This is a genomic window from Pseudomonas sp. R4-35-07 (assembly GCF_003852235.1).
In the GTDB taxonomy this organism is placed as follows: domain Bacteria; phylum Pseudomonadota; class Gammaproteobacteria; order Pseudomonadales; family Pseudomonadaceae; genus Aquipseudomonas.
Genome location: NZ_CP027732.1, coordinates 5,060,574 through 5,075,618 on the forward strand (window position 1 = coordinate 5,060,574; position 15,045 = coordinate 5,075,618).

A 15,045-nucleotide genomic window follows, 5' to 3' on the forward strand; every position below is an offset into this window, starting at 1 on the left:
GCATGGGCGTAATGCGCGGCAGTTTACCTTATTTCCGCCTTCGGCTTGCGCCACTGGGGCAGGCTGATCAGCAGCACGGCGCTAATGATCACCAACATCGCCAGGGCTTCTTCCAGGCCGATGGACTCGCCGACGAACACAATCCCCAGCAACACCGCCACGGCGGGGTTCACATACGCATAGCTGGTCGCCGCCGCCGGACGCACATGCTTGAGCAGGTACATGTAGGCATTGAAGGCGATGATCGAGCCGAACACCGTCAAATAGGCCAGGGCCAGCCAGCCTTCCAGCGGTGGCATTGCCTGCAAACGTTCACCCGACAACGCGCTGACGATCAGCAACGCCACGCCAGCCACCAGCATTTCCGCAGCGCTCGCCATCGCGCCCTGTGGCAGCGGCAAGTGGCGGCTCCACACCGAACCGAACGCCCAGGAAGCCGCCGCCATCAACAGCAACACCGCGCCCATCGGGCTTGATTGCAGGGTGCTGCCCATATTCAGCATGGCGATGCCGATAATCCCCAGAATCACCCCGGCCCATTCCAGCCGCGTATTACGCGCGCCCCAGAAAAAACCGAACAACAGGGTAAACAACGGCACCGTCGCCACCGCCAACGCGGCCACGCCGGACGACACGCCCATATGTTCCGCTACGCTGACGCCGCCATTGCCCACGGTGAGCAGCAAAATGCCGATCATCCCGGCAGCCTTCCACTGCGCCCACGTCGGCGCGGGTGCGCCACGCCACCTGAGGTAGCCATACATCAACGCGCCCGCCGTGCAAAACCGAATCCCCGCCAGTAACAACGGCGGCCAGTACTCCACGCCGATGCGAATCACCAGGTAAGTGGAACCCCAGATCACATACAACGCAAAAAAGGCGGCGATCAACGGTAAGGGAAAGCGACGTGTGCCAGGCATTGGGCGGCTCTATGGCAGGAAATGGGAGGCTTATTCTAGAAAGGCAAGTGGATAAATATAAGTTACAAAACCTGTTTAAAGAGCCCATACACTTTTCAAAGCATGGTTATGGAGGCTATAAACCGTGCTTTCGAAAGCCACGCGTAACCGGCGACCCGTGCGTGATCATGCAAGCAGCAGTGGGCACCATGCCGCAGTTGAAGACCTGATTAATCGGGTGGCGAAGTTCGGGTTCAGCAAGACTTCGATTATTTTGTCCAGCGCCATAGAGCGGCGTGTGCCGCTGAGGCAATTGGAAGGGAATGGCAAACATGGCGGTTAAACAGCTGCAATTTCAGCAGGTCATTAGTCTCAGCCATCCAATCAACCCGCGCATCCCGCTGTGGCCTGGCGACCCGCCAGTGGCGTTCGCGGACGTTGCTTCATTGGAGCGGGACGGCTATTACCTGCGCCGCTTCAGCATGGGCGAACACAGCGCCACTCATATGAATGCGCCGAAGAGCTTTTATACCGATGGAATGGGGATTGAGGGTTACTCGGCAGAAGCGCTGGTGCGGCCAGCGGTGGTGATCGATGTGCGCAGTAAAGCCATGGCCGATCCGGATTACCAAGTCAGCCCGCAGGATATCCACGCTTGGGAACACCAACACGGCCCTATCGATACGGGTTCGGTGGTGCTGGTGTACACCGGGTGGCAACACCTCTGGAACGATCCGACCGCCTTTTTCGGCCACGACGCGCAAGGCTCGCACTTTCCTGGGATTGGCGAGGCAGCCATTGGCTTTTTGCTGGAGCACCGCCAGATTGCCGGCGTGGGCATTGATACCCATGGCGTGGATTATGGGCAAAGCAGCACGTTTGCAATCAATCACGCGGTACTGGCCGAAAACGGGATTGTGTTGGAGTGCCTGACCCAGCTCGACCGACTTCCGGCTACTGGGGCAACTCTGGTTATCGGGGTATTGGCGCTTGAAGATGGCTCGGGGTCACCGGCCTCGGTGATGGCCTTTATTCCCTGACATCATCGCTGCCTACACCGACCGCCCACAGGTGACCGCGTGTAGGCCGGGCAACGCCGACGACCGTGGGAGGGGGTTGCTTCCGATGGCGTCAGTGGCTGCGCTTGGCTATAGACGGGAGAATGGGCAATCCAGAAAAGTCTGACGAGACAGCCGGACTATGCCTACTGACCATTCAGAAAGCAGAGAAAGCCCCCAGAAAAAAGCCGACGTTTCTATGGCCAGCAAGACCGATCCCTTTCATTTGCGGGACGTTTCCGAGAGAATCCCACGGCCTTGTTTCCGTCGGATTCGGTAGCTAGTCTCGCCCTGTCATCGAATGTTCGGTGACCGGACGTGCAAGTCCAATGGCAAGCAAGATCATAAATAAACCTACAGCCGATATGCCTGTTATGGCGGCTGTGCGTGGGAGGCCTTCGGGCCTGCTGGGTTTGGATCCTTGCCCCGGTCTTGCACACCTACGCACAGTTGCCACCCTATTCGCGTGCAAGCGAACGGTGTCGACTTCTTCCAGCAAGGAGTTTCACCATGGTCAAAGTCACCCCCGATCCACCCAGGTCCAAAGCCGACTTCCTCAGCGAAGACGCCCTGCTCCACCGTCGCGCCATCGACTACTACCTCAAAGCGTCCGCCCCGGATGCGCCCACTTTTATCCTGAATGACAACCTGAGCTTCGAAGATGCCCTGGCCCATGCGGCGGATCTGTTGCATTGCGCGGTGGAGACGGCACATGCCTCGGGAGAGGTGATGAAGGCGCCGCAGCGGGCGGTGATGCATTTGGTGGAGATGGCGAAGGGGGTGGTGGACCAGGCGTTGGAGTGCACGCAGGCTCGATAGGCGACGCATCACCAAATGTGGGAGGGGGCTTGCCCCCGATGGCAGTGGGTCAGCTACACATAAGCTGGCTGACCCACCGCTATCGGGGGCAAGCCCCCTCCCACATTTGGAGCTTCAGTGTTCTTGAAACCGCGCCCAGGCTCAGAACCCGCGATGCTTCTTCAAATGCTCATTGATCTTCGCCGCCGGCACTTTCTGCAAGGTGCACAGCAAGTCATGTGACAGCTCACGCAGGCCATGGGTCTGGCGCAGTTCCTGGGCCAGGTGCGCGGTGAGGTTGGCGGCCATTTCCGCATCCGCCAGCGCCCGGTGAGCCTTGCCGGTGTGGGGCAGTTGGGCGTAGATGTTGAGGGTGCCGAGCTTGTGATTTGGCGCCGAAGGCATCAACCGACGAGCCAGCAATAAAGAACAGGCGAATTTCTGCAGGCGGGTGCGGCGGATCAGGCTCAGTTCAAAGTCCCAGAACTTCTGGTCGAACGCGGCGTTGTGCGCCATCAATGGCGTGGTGCCGACGAACTCGTTGACCTCGTTCATCACCCGCTCGGCCGGCGGGGCGCTGCGCAGCATGGCGTTGCTGATGCCGGTGAGTTGTTCGATAAAGCCCGGCACGCGTACGCCGGCATTCATCAGGCTCTGGTAGCGGTCGACGATTTGCCCGCGCTCAAGGATGACCACGCCAATTTCCGTGGCCCGGCAGTGGCTGCTCGGGGTGATGCCGGTGGTTTCAAAGTCGATGACCGCTATACGTTCCAAACCTGTTCCAACTCCGTCTGACAATTGAGTGAGCCACTGCGCTTATTTAAGCAGCAACGCGCCTTCGATCGGCACGTAGCGGCTGGCGGCGCGTATCAGTGAGTTGGCCGTCAGCCCCGGCACGCCGTAGGCCACGGCCTGCACGCCATGCTTGTGGATGATGCGGTCGAGCAGCATGTCGAAATCGCCATCGCCGGAGGCCAGCACCACTTCGTCGACGTTCGCGGCGGCGTCCATGATGTCGATGGTGATGCCGACGTCCCAGTCGCCCTTGGCCGAGCCGTCACTGCGCTGGATGTAAGGCTTGAGCTTCACGGTAAAACCGAGGTTGCGCAGGATCTGCTGGAACTGCTGCTGTTTGCTGTCGCCACGGTCGATGGCGTAGGCGTACGCCTCCACGATCTGCCCATGGGCACTGATATCCGCCCACAGCGCGGCGTAGTTGAAATGGCAGCCATAGGCCTGGCGAACGGTGTAATAGAGGTTTTGCACATCGGCGAACACTGCAATTTTCTTCACCGCACTTCCTCAATGACCGCCAGGCGCCAGCGCCCGGAAAGGGTGCCAGTATGCCAGCCAAGGGAAGCTTTCCGGGAAAAAATCAGACCGGAGCGCCGTAGCGCCCCGGCCGGGCGTGTCAGACGAAGGAATCGTCATCGCCAAAAGCGGAGGAATCGTCGGAATAATCGCTGTCGGCGAAGCTGTCCGCGTTGTTGCTGCCCCAGCTGTCATTGCCTGCGAATTTCTGATCATCGTTGCCCCAACCACCCTGGTCACTGGCAGGCGCCGGTTGCTCGATGATCTCTTCCACCACCTGCGGCTGCTGGTTGTGGTGGAACAGGCTGCTGATGCCTTCGGCGAGCAACACACCACCGGCCACGCCGGCGGCGGTTTTCATCGCGCCACCGAGGAACCCGCTGCCCGCAGGCGCGGCGGCGGCCGGTGATTGCGGCTGTTGATAATTCTGTTGCGGTGCCGGCTGGTTGAAGCCTGGCCGCGCCGGTTCACGCCAACCGCCGCCCGCGTTGCTCGGCGCAGGCTGCGCATCCCGCGACCCGCCGCCAAAGATGCTCGAGAGAAACCCGCCACCACTCGCCGGGGCCGCTGGCGCGGACTTGGCGCGCTGCAGCTCTTCCTGCAATTGCTGGATCTGCTGGGCCTGCTGCTTGTTTTGCGCATCGAGGCTCTGCAGCGCGTGTTCCTGCACCAGCAGCGACTGGGTCATGTAGTAGCCGGCGGCCGGTTGACGAGTCATGTGTTCCTTGATCCGCGCTTCGGCCTGGGCGTCGCGGGGGGCTGAGTCCGTTTCGGCTTGCTGCAACCGTGAAAACAGTCCGTCGATCAGGGTTTGTTCTTCGCTGTTCATGGCGACCTCGTTAGATTGCCGGTAAAAATCAGGGTCCCGCCTGGCGTCAGGCAAGGTACGCCCTAGTTATGGGGCTGTTACCAATTGTTTCAATGGTCTTTACGCAAGGTTTACGTTTGCTTGCCCAGGCCCGCTATCGGTTAAAGTGTACCTCTGCTTTTTCGGCCTGTGATGACTCTGATGAATCCGCTAGACGTACTGCGCGACTCCTTCCGCTTCACCCAACGCAACCTGGGCGCCATCGTCCAGCTGTGCCTGCCGCTGGTAATCCTCGAAGCCCTGCTGCAACAAGTACTCGACCACACGCTGGGCCCGGATGCCTTCAGCGGTTACAGCGTGGTGGTGGGACTGCTGGTGTACCCGCTGTACACCGGCGCGCTGATCCTGTTTCTCGACGCGCGCACCCGTGGCGAGTCGCCACGCACCAAGGACGTGTGGGCCATGGCATTGGCGATGTGGCCGCGCTTCGCCCTGCTGACCGCCATGAGCACGCTGCTGATTCTGCTCGGGCTGTCGCTGTATTTCCTGCCGGGCCTGTGGCTGATGGTGGTGCTGGCGTTTGCCGAGTACCTGCTGGTTTTGCGCGGCATGTCGGCGCTTGAAGCGATGAAGGAAAGCCTGCGCCTGACCCGTGGGCACTTCTGGCGAATCCTGGTGTGCCTCTTGTGCGTGATGACCCCGCTGTGGCTGCTCAAGGGCGCGAGCGTGGCGGCCTATCCCGAACCCGCGCCATTGCTGGGGCTGTTGATGGACAGCGCCCACAGTTTCCTGCAGCTGTTCACCAGTGTGGTGCTGTTCCGTTTATTCATGTTGATCGGTGGCGACGCCGACGTGCGGTGATATGCTCCGTGCCCATCCTGAAACGCACATAAGCCGAGCCGATGACCCGTTTATTGCGCATCACCCTGTTGAGCCTGCTGTTGATTGCGGGCTTGCTGACGGCCCTGGTCTACAGCCTGACCTGGCGCCCCGTCGCCAAGGAAACCCTGCCCGTCAGCTGCGTCGCGCCGCGTGCGCCGACCCTGCTGCCGGGGCAGGCACTCAAAGTGATGACCTGGAATGTGCAATACCTGGCCGGCAAGAACTACGTGTTCTGGTACGACACCGCCGACGGCAGCGGCCCGGACGAGCGCCCCACGGTTGAAGACATGGCCTTCAGCCTTGACGAAGTGGCGCGGGTGATCCGCGACGAACAGCCCGACATCCTGCTGTTGCAGGAACTCGACGAAGGCGCAAAGCCCTCCCATTATCAGGACCAGCTGGCCCTGTTGCAGGAGCGCCTGGTCGACCTTTACCCCTGCAGCGCCCAGGCCTTCGACTGGAAAGCTGACTTTGTGCCCAACTTGCGTATCTTCGGCAGCGTCGGCCGCAAATTGGCGACCCTGAGCCGCTACCAGATCGAACACGCCGAGCGCCTGCAATTGCCGACCCCGCAGGCCAATTTCATCAGCCGCCAATTCCAGCCCAAGCCTGCCCTGTTGTTGACTTACCTGCCGCTGAGCGACGGCGGCCAACTGGCGGTGCTCAATACGCGCCTGGACGGCGGCATGCCTGGACGCAGCGCCGTGCGGGAGCAAGTGCAGGCCACCGTGAAGTTGTTGGATAAACTGGAAGGTCGTGGCACGCCCTGGGTGATTGGCGGGGATTTCAATGCGCTGCCGCTGGGCCAGTTCCTGCGCCTGGATGCGCAAAAACGCGGCCGATATTCGCCGGACAGTGAGCTGCATCTGCTGTGGGACAAATACCCGATGATCCCGAGCAACAGTGAATCCAGCGGGATCGACCGAGAGAAATGGCTGACGCACTTCCCCAACGATCCAAGCCTCGAAGGGCCGGACCGTACGCTGGATTACCTGTTCTACAGCGCGCGGATCAAGCGGGTGGCGGCCAAGGTAAGGCAGGGAGACACGTTGCGTATTTCCAACCATTTGCCGGTGATTGGCCGGTTCCTGCTGCCTGCCGCGCAATAACCCCCAGCTTTTCAACACCTAGACATGCAGCGGCTTAAGCCACTCAAGGCTGGCAACAGTGGTGCCGGATGGGCGGTATTCACAGCCGATCCACCCTGGGTAGCCACGCTGCTCCAGCGCCGCGAACAAGGCGGCAAAGTCCATGTTCCCGGTGCCCGGCTCATGACGCCCCGGGTTGTCGGCGATTTGTACATGGACGGTCCTGTCGTAAAACTGCGCCAGCACCCCGGCTGCGTCGCCGGTCAACAGCTGAGCATGGTAAAGATCCAGAATCAGTCCGACACTCGTAAAGGTTTCCAGCACCTGTTGGGCCTTGCTGAAGTCGGACATGTAATAGCCTGGCATCGCCTGCGGGCTGATCACTTCAATCAGCGTTCGCAAACCCTGATCTTCGAGGTACTTGACCGCGTATTCCAAGTTCCTTGCATAGGCAGGCGCGCTCTCATCCTGGGCCGTGGTCACGCCAGACATGATGTGCACATCCGGGCAGTTCAGCGCCTTCGCATAGCGGGCCGCCTCGCGCAGCCCATCGCGAAATTCCTGCTCCTTGCCCTGCAAGGCAGCGATGCCTTTGGTAACACCAGCCGGTGCTGCGAACTGAATCAACGGCAGGTTGTATTGGGCCAGGTGGTCGGCGAGCAGGCTCGCGTCGAATTCATAGGGCGATGGGAACTCCACCGCCCTGAAGCCGGCAGCGGCAGCGGCTTCGATGCGTTGCAGAAAAGGCAATTCGTTAAATTGAAAACCGAGGTGAGCATTGAATTTGAGCATGGGTAAATATCCATCCTGGGAATAAACAAATCATCAGCCTGGAGCCTCCTTCGCGGCTCCAGCGCCAAGCTATCGAAAGTGGTCAGTGCAAATACTCATGCTCTTCGTATGGTATTTTCCCACTCCAGTGCGGTGGGGGCATCTGCCCCGACGGGAACGGACTGAAGCTAACCATTCGGAATAAAACCTGTGATCAAGAAAGACCTCGCCCTGCAGTTGGCCCCACGCGTCATCGACATGGTTCGCGCCCGTTCGATGAAAGCCGGTGAGCCCTTGCGCGAGCAGACATTTGCGCAAGCGCTCGGGGTATCGCGCTCGCCTATCCGGCGGGTGTTTGCCTTGCTCGCCGAATGGGACCTTGCCATTCAGGAGCCTAATCGTGGCTACTTCCTCAAACAAGGTGCCGGGCAGATTCAGGAAGCCGCAGTCCCTTGCGCCAGCGATCCTTTCGAGGACTTTTACCTGCGTGTGGTCGACGACATCCTGAGCGGGGAAATACCTGCGCACTTTTTCGAAGCGCAGTTGTTGCGGCGTTACGAGGTGCCCCGGGGGCAGTTGCTCAAGGTGCTGAACAGGCTGGCCAGCGAAGCCATGGTGGAGCGTAAGCCGGGCCAAGGGTGGGGCCTCAAGGACTTCGTGCATAACACGCAGGCGCACATTCAAAGCTACCGTTTCCGAATGGCCATCGAACCGGCGGCGCTGCTTGAGCCCGGTTACCAGATCAATCACGCCGCGTTTGCCCAGGCCAGGCAACAGCAACAAGCCCTGATCGACGGTGAGATCCAGACGTTGTCTCGCGCGCAATTGTTCCAGGTGGGCGCCCAGTTTCACGAAATGATCGTGCAATGTTCCGGCAATGTGTTTTTCATCGACGCCATACGCCACCAGAATCAGCTCAGGCGCTTTATGGGCTACAAGGCCAACATCGATCGCACACGTCTGAAGGCGCAATGCCAGGAACACATCCATTTGCTCGACCTCATCGAGTCTGATCGGCGTGAAGAAGCCGCACAGTTTCTCTGGCGCCACCTGGATCAAGTCGGCCGACTCAAGACTGATCAGCGCGTCATGCCAGAAGATAGCCAAATCTAGAGCACTTCACTGACTGCCCATCAGTGCCGTTGCTTCGCCATCACCCCGTCCAATAACGGGCCAAGCAGCCTAACACAATTGCTTCCTCTCAAAACAAAATACAAAAAAATCACCAAACAGTTAATTTTTTCACCTTATATTGTATTTCATTACAACAATAGGCAATCATGCGCGCCGCTCGGACACGGATCCGTATCGAATCGCACAGGGATGGTACGTTTCTGAAAGAGCATGGATATTACGTCATCAAGCCTCAAGACCACTCTCTGGAAGCCTTTAGGGAGACCGCCGGCAAGTTCGGGCTGATTCAGTTTCATACCAAGTCCGATAAACATGGTGTGGTGGGCGGTGGAGAGCCAATCAACAAGGACTGGCAACGTTTCAAGGATGATTATCACGGCGAACTGTCGAGCGATTTTTTCCCGCATACCGATGGGACATTCTGGTAATGGATAACCTGCGGGTCCTGCATGCCCGGCATAAATTCATCGATGGCAACCAGCAGAGAAAAACAAGAAGGCTGTGGATCGCTGATGACGCAAGCACCACATTCAAAAATATCCTGGATCAGTCCCCAGTGCGCAGGGCCATGCAGCCCTTTGAGAACTACAATATTGCCCAGTCTGAAACCGCCGAACATTCTTTTATCGAGTACACCTGCGGCATCCACGCCCTATCGAGCAAGTCGCTGCTAAACGCGCGCAAGGAATTTGATAGCGCGTCTGAAGAGCTTTAAGTCCTTCAAGACACCCCATGCTGTGATTCCACGCTTTCAGGTAAACACCCCAGTCATCAAAAAGACTGGGGAGTTACTTACACTCAAGGCTTTCTAGGTTTGATCCGCGCCGTCGCTTCGGCCACCAGCGGATCATCCGGCCAATAATGTTTGGGGTATCGCCCTTTCAAATCCTTCTTTACCTCGGCATAAGTACTGCGCCAGAAGTTCGCCAGGTCCTGCGTCACTTGCACCGGCCGCCGCGCGGGCGACAACAGGTGCAACTTCACCACCTGGCGCCCGCCGGCAATCCGTGGCGTATCCGCCAGCCCGAACAGCTCCTGCAGGCGCACCGCCAGGATCGGCGGGTGTTCGCTGTAGTCCAGGCGTACTGATGAGCCAGACGGCACTTTCACATGCTGCGGCGCCAGTTCGTCGAGGCGCTGGGGCAGTGGCCAGGGCAGCAGGTTGTGCAGGTAGCTGGAAATATCCAGGTTGGCGAAATGGCTCAAGCGCGAGACTTTTCCCAGGTAGGGCATCAGCCAGTGTTCCAGGCCCGCGAGCAAAGCGCTGTCGCTGACGTCGGGCCATTCGCTGGTTTTGCCGGCATCGAGCTGGCGCAGCAGCAGGACGCGTGCCTGCCATTGGCGCAGCTCCGGTGTCCAGGGCAACAGCTCCAGGCCCTTGCGCCGGACCAGATCAACCAGGGCCTGGCTGCGTGTGGCCTCGTCGAGGCCGGTGAGCGCTTCACGACTGAGGACCAGCTCACCGACCTTGCGCTGGCGTTCGGCGCGCAACACGCCTTCGCGCTCGTCCCAGTCGAGCTGGTCGACGTTGCGCACTTGCTCGGCCAGCACCGTGTCGAACAGCGCCGGGTCGAAGGCCGCCGCCAGGTAGATGCGCTCTTCACGCTGGCCCTGGCGACTGCCCAGGTCGTCGATCACCAGCCAGGCGTGTTTCATCAAACTGTCAGCTTCGGCAAACAGTGCGGCGCGCCCATTGGCCAAACGGTATTCGGCGCCACCGGGGCGACGCTGTTGGGCGACGCGGTCCGGGTAAGCCAACGCCAGCAAGGCGCCAAGCCAACGCGGATGATCGGGATCGGCCACCGGTTGGGTGGCCTTGCCTCTTAAATAGCCGCGATATTGGCGGGCCAACTGCTTGGCCCGTTGCACACCACCCTGGGTACCACGGGCGCGCTCTTCGCCGGACAACAGCGCCAGGCGGCTGTGCAAGTCGGCACCGGCGCCGCGCAGGATATCGCGCTCACCCAACAACGCCGCGACATCGCAAGCCATCGCGGCGAGGCCCAGGTCCTGTCCGCGCAGCAGCAAGTGGGCAATACGCGGGTGGGCCGGCAATTCGGCCATCTTCTGGCCATGGGCGGTGAGTGTGTCGTCATTCAAGGCGCCGAGGCGCACGAGTAAATCCTGGGCCTGGGCGTAGGCGGCGGTCGGTGGCCGATCCAGCCACACCAACTGCGCGGGCGTGACGCCCCAGCGCGCCAGTTGCAAGGCCAGGCCGGCGAGGTCGGCGGCGAGAATTTCCGCGCTGCCATAGGCGGCCAGCCCTTCATGCTGGTCCTCGGACCACAGGCGATAACACACCCCCGGTTCCAACCGCCCTGCCCGGCCGGCACGCTGGGTGGCGCTGGCGCGGGAGATGCGCTGGGTGTCGAGGCGCGTCATGCCGCTGCCGGGGTCGAAGCGCGGCACCCGCGCCAGCCCGGCGTCGATGACCACGCGCACGCCGTTGATGGTCAGGCTGGTCTCGGCGATGTTGGTGGCCAGTACCACTTTGCGTTGACCGGCGGGCGCGGGGTCGATGGCGGCGCGTTGGGCATTGAGGTCGAGCTCGCCGTGCAGCGGGCACAGCAAAACGCTGGGGTGATCCCCCAAGGCGTCGGCCAGTTGTTGATGCACCCGGCGAATCTCCGCCTGCCCCGGCAGAAACACCAGCACGCTGCCGGTCTCGTCATGCAGGGCTTCGAGGATTGTCTGCACCACCCGCGGCTCGATAAATTCCCCCGCCTGATACGGCCGCCCCCAGCGCATCTGCACCGGGAACATGCGCCCTTCGCTGCGCAGGATCGGCGCATTATCCAGCAGCTCGGCCAGGCGCTCGCCTTCAAGGGTGGCGGACATCAGCAGGATTTTCAGCGGTTGGTCGTCGCGAAACAGCTCGCGGCCGTTGAGGCTCAGTGCCAGCGCCAGGTCGGCGTCGAGGCTGCGCTCGTGGAATTCGTCAAAGATCAGCAGGCCCACGCCGTCCAGCGCCGGGTCGTCCTGCAGGCGCCGGGTGAGGATGCCTTCGGTGACCACTTCTATGCGGGTAGTGGGGCCGACCTTGCTGTCGAGGCGAATGCGATAGCCGACCGTTTCACCGACCTTCTCGCCCAACTCGCTGGCCAGGCGCTCGGCAGCGGCCCGCGCGGCGAGGCGCCGGGGTTCGAGCATCAGGATGGTTTGCCCGGCAAGCCACGGCTCGTTCAACAAGGCCAGGGGCACGCGGGTGGTTTTACCGGCGCCGGGGGGCGCTTCCAGCACGGCTTCATGGCGAATCGCCAAGGCGTCACGCAGGGCGGGTAAAACGTCATCAATCGGCAACGAATTCATACTGGCTCCAAAGCAGAGCGGCGAGTATAACGGCGAACTGCCGGATGCTTGCGCGGGTCTGAATAACATCGTTCCCATACTGAGATCGTTCCCACGCTCTGCGTGGGAATACCGCCCGGAACGCTCCGCGTTCCAATACCTGCGCAAGTTGACGCAAAGCGTCACGGCATGCATTCCCACGCAGAGCGTGGGAACGATCAGGCAGTGCGATATAGTCATTTATCAATTGTGTTCAGGAGACTTTTTCATGCGTATCGCTTCCCGTGTCATTGGCGGCGTCTTGGCCGTCACCCTGCTGAGCCAACTCACCGCCTGCGGTTCGATTTTCTACCCGGATCGCCGTGGCCAGATCGACGGCAAGATCGACCCGGCGATTGCCGTGCTCGATGCGGTCGGCTTGCTGTTTTATGTGATCCCCGGCCTGATCGCGTTCGGCGTCGACTTCGCCACGGGGGCGATCTACTTCGAACCGGGCAAGACCGCCCAGGTCGCGCCGGAAAAACTGCAAGAAGCCATCGGCGCCGACGGCACGATCGACAACGCCAAGCTGCAAGGCATCATCCAGAAGGAAACCGGGCGCACCCTGCCGCTGGATGACCCACGCCTGATCCAATTCAAGGGCAGCGTGCAACAACTGGCGTCCCTGGGCCTGCAGCCTGCGGCATAAGGACAGCGCCATGACCAGCAGTCCCGAACACGCCAGGCTCCTGCGCCTGGCCACCCGCGCCTCGGTGGGCGTGGCCAGTGCGTTGATCATCACCAAGGCCATCGCCTGGTGGTTCAGTGGCTCGGTGGCCATGCTCGCCGGGTTGACCGACTCGCTGCTCGACGGCGTGACCTCGCTGCTCAATCTGCTGGCGGTGCACTATGCCCTGCGCCCCGCCGATGACGATCACCGTTACGGTCACGGCAAGGCGGAGTCGCTGTCGGGCATGGCCCAGGCGCTGTTTATCGGCGGCAGCGCAGCGTTGATCGCCTTCCAGGCCTACCAACGCTTGCAACACCCGGAGCCTGTAGGCGCGCCCTGGCTGAGCATCGGCGTAATCGTGTTTTCACTGGCGCTGACCGTGGCGTTGTTGATGCTGCAACACCGGGTGATCCGCGAAACCGGCTCCAACGCGGTGCGCGCCGATTCGCTGCATTACCGCTCCGACCTGATGCTCAACGGCAGCATCCTGGTGGCGCTGGTGCTCGCCGGTTTTGGCTTCCATCAGGTGGACGCCTGGTTCGGCCTGGGTATCGCCGCCTACATATTGTGGAGCGCCATCCAGATCGCCCGGGAAAGCTTTGCCGTATTGATGGACGAAGAACTACCGGCGGATATCAGCCAGCATATGCTCGACCTGGCCCGCAGCGTACCGGGCGTGCTGGGCGCCCATGACTTGCGCACGCGGGTTTCCGGCAACCACTGGTTCGTGCAGTTGCACCTGGAGTTGCCAGGTGAATTGACGCTGTCGGTGGCCCACGGCATCAGCGACCAAGCCGCCGATGCCATTCATCAGGCCTACCCGAAGGCCGAGGTGCTGGTGCACGCCGACCCGCAGGAAGTGGTCACCGGCGCCAGCGCTTAATACTGGACCTGATAGCCGCGACTGCTCAGGCAGTTGCCCTGGGCCTGGCGGTAGGTTTGCACCACCGCCGGGTCGGGGGCGTAGGTGGCGGTCTGCGGGTCAAAGCCGCTTTGCTGCGCGGCCCAGCGATAACAATCGTAACCGTCCTGCTGCACCTGAGCCGGGGATTGCCCGTTGGCCGGGTAGGCCACTACGTTATAGCCATTGCCTTGCGGCGCAGGCTGAGGCGCCGGCACCTGCGCCGGCGGTTCCACCACCACGTATTGCTGGGTGTTCTGTTCGTAGGAGTAGTAGGCGCCAGCCGCCAGGAACAATAGCGAACCGCCCACCCAAACTTCACGCGCGTAGTCCGGCAAATACTGCACCCGGATGCCATACGGTGGCCTCACCACCACATAGCGCGGGCCTTGCGGGCGATACCAGTAGCCGCCGGAATAGAAATAGTCTTGGCCACGGTAGGGCACGCGGTAATTGCGATCGGGGAACCGGTCGACGATATAGCCTGGACGATATTGCGGGCCCGCCCCCCAACCGTTGCCGTGCCCATCGGGACGCCCCGGCCAGCGGTTGTCGCCGGGACGGCCATGGTCACCAGGCCGCGAACCTGGACCGCCCGCTTCCCAATGCCGGTTGTCGTCGTTCCGCCGTGGGATATCACGGTAGTAGCCCTGGCGCGGTTCCTGGGTCTGGCGCACGGTATCGGGCCGCCCCTGGATCGGCAGGTTGTTCGACGGCTGTGGCTGCGGTTGCGGCCGCCCCTGTTCATTCGCCTGCGGGCGCCCCTGCCATTGACCGCCGCCATTCTGGCCGCCGCGATCAATGTGCGGATTCTGCGGGCGTGGCGGGTTATTCTCCGGGCGCCCGCCCCCTTCCGGCCCGCGCTCATGCTGACCGCCGCCGCCCTGTGGGCGCTGCCCCTGGCCCGGAGAGTTATCGCGTTCGTCGGCCACCGCCTGGGCGCCGACGCTGACCACCAGCAAACCAACACCTGCCATACGCCAGATGCGCTTCATGCTTTTCCTCACTGCGGGTTAGGGCTCGATCATGAGACTGGAAAAGCCTCGCCCGGTTCTGAGACAGGTTATCAGTCACAAGAACTATTTTCTTGAACGCAAAAGAAAAGGGGTGACCCGTCGGCCACCCCTTGAGAATTTCGTCCTGGCTCAACGCTTTTGACGTTGGCTCACCTCACGCCGTCTTGTGGACAGTGTGCAGCCTGGAGGCCGGCTCAACCCTGCTCGGGTGGCGGCCGCAGCGGGCCTGATTGGGCCCGCTGTGAATGGACTGTTGTCCAGGCGGTGATTCTGTTGATAAAGATACAGGCCCGGGCCCGACGGATGATTGCGAAGATTGCGTCAATAAACAGTGCTTGCGCAATTTTTAACCCTTCATGGATAATTCACCGCAATAGTTACG

At 61.3% G+C, this 15,045-nt stretch carries 16 protein-coding genes and 1 pseudogene; 10 read left to right on the plus strand and 7 right to left on the minus strand.

Annotated elements, in window-relative coordinates; genetic code table 11:
* Positions 1-23: 23 nt before the first annotated feature.
* On the minus strand, positions 24-920 hold the full coding sequence (gene yedA, locus C4J89_RS23080; protein ID WP_124415660.1) for a drug/metabolite exporter YedA: 897 nt from the start codon (positions 918-920) through the stop codon (positions 24-26).
* A 140-nt stretch (positions 921-1,060) separates the two neighbouring features.
* Here yedA and C4J89_RS23085 point away from each other — a divergent pair.
* The 3 genes and pseudogenes from C4J89_RS23085 to C4J89_RS23095 form a co-directional block, all read left to right on the plus strand.
* Positions 1,061-1,242 (plus strand): annotated as a pseudogene (locus tag C4J89_RS23085) (Lrp/AsnC family transcriptional regulator); the annotation flags it as partial.
* Entirely contained in the window at positions 1,232-1,939 is a 708-nt protein-coding gene (locus C4J89_RS23090; protein ID WP_124364519.1) for a cyclase family protein, read from the plus strand. The pseudogene C4J89_RS23085 and the gene C4J89_RS23090, both read left to right, overlap by 11 nt.
* Before the next feature lie 528 nt (positions 1,940-2,467).
* Entirely contained in the window at positions 2,468-2,776 is a 309-nt protein-coding gene (locus C4J89_RS23095) for a DUF3077 domain-containing protein (RefSeq protein ID WP_124415661.1), read from the plus strand.
* Positions 2,777-2,917: 141 nt separating this feature from the next.
* On the opposite strand, the gene C4J89_RS23100 is transcribed toward C4J89_RS23095, so the two are convergent.
* The 3 genes from C4J89_RS23100 to C4J89_RS23110 form a co-directional block, all read right to left on the minus strand.
* A complete protein-coding gene (locus C4J89_RS23100; protein WP_124415662.1) occupies positions 2,918-3,529 on the minus strand; it encodes a PolC-type DNA polymerase III in 612 nt (203 codons plus the stop codon).
* A gap of 42 nt (positions 3,530-3,571) precedes the next feature.
* Positions 3,572-4,048: an NYN domain-containing protein gene (locus tag C4J89_RS23105; RefSeq protein ID WP_124364522.1), complete on the minus strand. Its 477-nt coding sequence runs from the start codon at positions 4,046-4,048 to the stop codon at positions 3,572-3,574.
* 118 nt (positions 4,049-4,166) lie between these two features.
* Positions 4,167-4,895, minus strand: coding sequence for a DUF2076 domain-containing protein (locus C4J89_RS23110; protein WP_124415663.1), 729 nt, complete (start codon positions 4,893-4,895; stop codon positions 4,167-4,169).
* 180 nt (positions 4,896-5,075) lie between these two features.
* Between C4J89_RS23110 and C4J89_RS23115 the strand changes: the two genes are divergently transcribed.
* Both C4J89_RS23115 and C4J89_RS23120 read left to right on the plus strand, forming a co-directional pair.
* Positions 5,076-5,735: a YciC family protein gene (locus tag C4J89_RS23115; RefSeq protein ID WP_124364524.1), complete on the plus strand. Its 660-nt coding sequence runs from the start codon at positions 5,076-5,078 to the stop codon at positions 5,733-5,735.
* Positions 5,736-5,776: 41 nt separating this feature from the next.
* Positions 5,777-6,865 carry an endonuclease/exonuclease/phosphatase family protein gene (locus tag C4J89_RS23120; RefSeq protein WP_124415664.1) on the plus strand — a complete coding sequence of 363 codons (1,089 nt, stop codon included), beginning with the start codon at positions 5,777-5,779 and terminating at the stop codon, positions 6,863-6,865.
* Positions 6,866-6,883: 18 nt separating this feature from the next.
* On the opposite strand, the gene C4J89_RS23125 is transcribed toward C4J89_RS23120, so the two are convergent.
* The gene (locus C4J89_RS23125; protein ID WP_124415665.1) at positions 6,884-7,636 is read right to left on the minus strand and encodes a hydroxypyruvate isomerase family protein; all 753 of its coding nucleotides are present in this window, start codon (positions 7,634-7,636) and stop codon (positions 6,884-6,886) included.
* A gap of 189 nt (positions 7,637-7,825) precedes the next feature.
* Between C4J89_RS23125 and C4J89_RS23130 the strand changes: the two genes are divergently transcribed.
* From C4J89_RS23130 to C4J89_RS27265, 3 genes are all read left to right on the plus strand, one after another.
* Positions 7,826-8,728 carry a GntR family transcriptional regulator gene (locus tag C4J89_RS23130; RefSeq protein WP_124371954.1) on the plus strand — a complete coding sequence of 301 codons (903 nt, stop codon included), beginning with the start codon at positions 7,826-7,828 and terminating at the stop codon, positions 8,726-8,728.
* A gap of 167 nt (positions 8,729-8,895) precedes the next feature.
* Positions 8,896-9,177 carry a hypothetical protein gene (locus C4J89_RS27260; RefSeq protein WP_256658889.1) on the plus strand — a complete coding sequence of 94 codons (282 nt, stop codon included), beginning with the start codon at positions 8,896-8,898 and terminating at the stop codon, positions 9,175-9,177.
* The gene (locus C4J89_RS27265) at positions 9,177-9,464 is read left to right on the plus strand and encodes a hypothetical protein (protein ID WP_256681759.1); all 288 of its coding nucleotides are present in this window, start codon (positions 9,177-9,179) and stop codon (positions 9,462-9,464) included. Before C4J89_RS27260 ends, C4J89_RS27265 begins: the two co-directional genes overlap by 1 nt.
* An 83-nt stretch (positions 9,465-9,547) precedes the next feature.
* Here the strand turns inward: C4J89_RS27265 and hrpB are convergent, their stop codons facing one another.
* Positions 9,548-12,058, minus strand: coding sequence for an ATP-dependent helicase HrpB (hrpB, locus tag C4J89_RS23140; protein ID WP_124415666.1), 2,511 nt, complete (start codon positions 12,056-12,058; stop codon positions 9,548-9,550).
* 247 nt (positions 12,059-12,305) lie between these two features.
* On the opposite strand from hrpB, the gene C4J89_RS23150 reads away from it, so the two are divergent.
* The gene (locus tag C4J89_RS23150; protein WP_124415667.1) at positions 12,306-12,725 is read left to right on the plus strand and encodes a polyribonucleotide nucleotidyltransferase; all 420 of its coding nucleotides are present in this window, start codon (positions 12,306-12,308) and stop codon (positions 12,723-12,725) included.
* Between the two features lie 10 nt (positions 12,726-12,735).
* The gene (locus tag C4J89_RS23155; RefSeq protein ID WP_124364531.1) at positions 12,736-13,629 is read left to right on the plus strand and encodes a cation diffusion facilitator family transporter; all 894 of its coding nucleotides are present in this window, start codon (positions 12,736-12,738) and stop codon (positions 13,627-13,629) included.
* Here the strand turns inward: C4J89_RS23155 and C4J89_RS23160 are convergent.
* A complete protein-coding gene (locus C4J89_RS23160; RefSeq protein WP_124415668.1) occupies positions 13,626-14,642 on the minus strand; it encodes a DUF6515 family protein in 1,017 nt (338 codons plus the stop codon). The two genes, C4J89_RS23155 and C4J89_RS23160, sit on opposite strands and share 4 nt — an antisense overlap.
* Positions 14,643-15,045 lie beyond the last annotated feature (403 nt).

Excerpts from the sequence above, each read along its gene's own strand:
- yedA (WP_124415660.1), bottom strand. The coding sequence starts at position 920 with ATGCCTGGCACACGTCGCTTTCCCTTACCGTTGATCGCCGCCTTTTTT.
- C4J89_RS23090 (WP_124364519.1), top strand. The coding sequence starts at position 1,232 with ATGGCGGTTAAACAGCTGCAATTTCAGCAGGTCATTAGTCTCAGCCAT.
- C4J89_RS23095 (WP_124415661.1), top strand. The coding sequence starts at position 2,468 with ATGGTCAAAGTCACCCCCGATCCACCCAGGTCCAAAGCCGACTTCCTC.
- C4J89_RS23110 (WP_124415663.1), bottom strand. The coding sequence starts at position 4,895 with ATGAACAGCGAAGAACAAACCCTGATCGACGGACTGTTTTCACGGTTG.
- C4J89_RS23115 (WP_124364524.1), top strand. The coding sequence starts at position 5,076 with ATGAATCCGCTAGACGTACTGCGCGACTCCTTCCGCTTCACCCAACGC.
- C4J89_RS23120 (WP_124415664.1), top strand. The coding sequence starts at position 5,777 with ATGACCCGTTTATTGCGCATCACCCTGTTGAGCCTGCTGTTGATTGCG.
- C4J89_RS23125 (WP_124415665.1), bottom strand. The coding sequence starts at position 7,636 with ATGCTCAAATTCAATGCTCACCTCGGTTTTCAATTTAACGAATTGCCT.
- C4J89_RS27260 (WP_256658889.1), top strand. The coding sequence starts at position 8,896 with ATGCGCGCCGCTCGGACACGGATCCGTATCGAATCGCACAGGGATGGT.
- C4J89_RS27265 (WP_256681759.1), top strand. The coding sequence starts at position 9,177 with ATGGATAACCTGCGGGTCCTGCATGCCCGGCATAAATTCATCGATGGC.
- hrpB (WP_124415666.1), bottom strand. The coding sequence starts at position 12,058 with ATGAATTCGTTGCCGATTGATGACGTTTTACCCGCCCTGCGTGACGCC.
- C4J89_RS23150 (WP_124415667.1), top strand. The coding sequence starts at position 12,306 with ATGCGTATCGCTTCCCGTGTCATTGGCGGCGTCTTGGCCGTCACCCTG.
- C4J89_RS23155 (WP_124364531.1), top strand. The coding sequence starts at position 12,736 with ATGACCAGCAGTCCCGAACACGCCAGGCTCCTGCGCCTGGCCACCCGC.
- C4J89_RS23160 (WP_124415668.1), bottom strand. The coding sequence starts at position 14,642 with ATGAAGCGCATCTGGCGTATGGCAGGTGTTGGTTTGCTGGTGGTCAGC.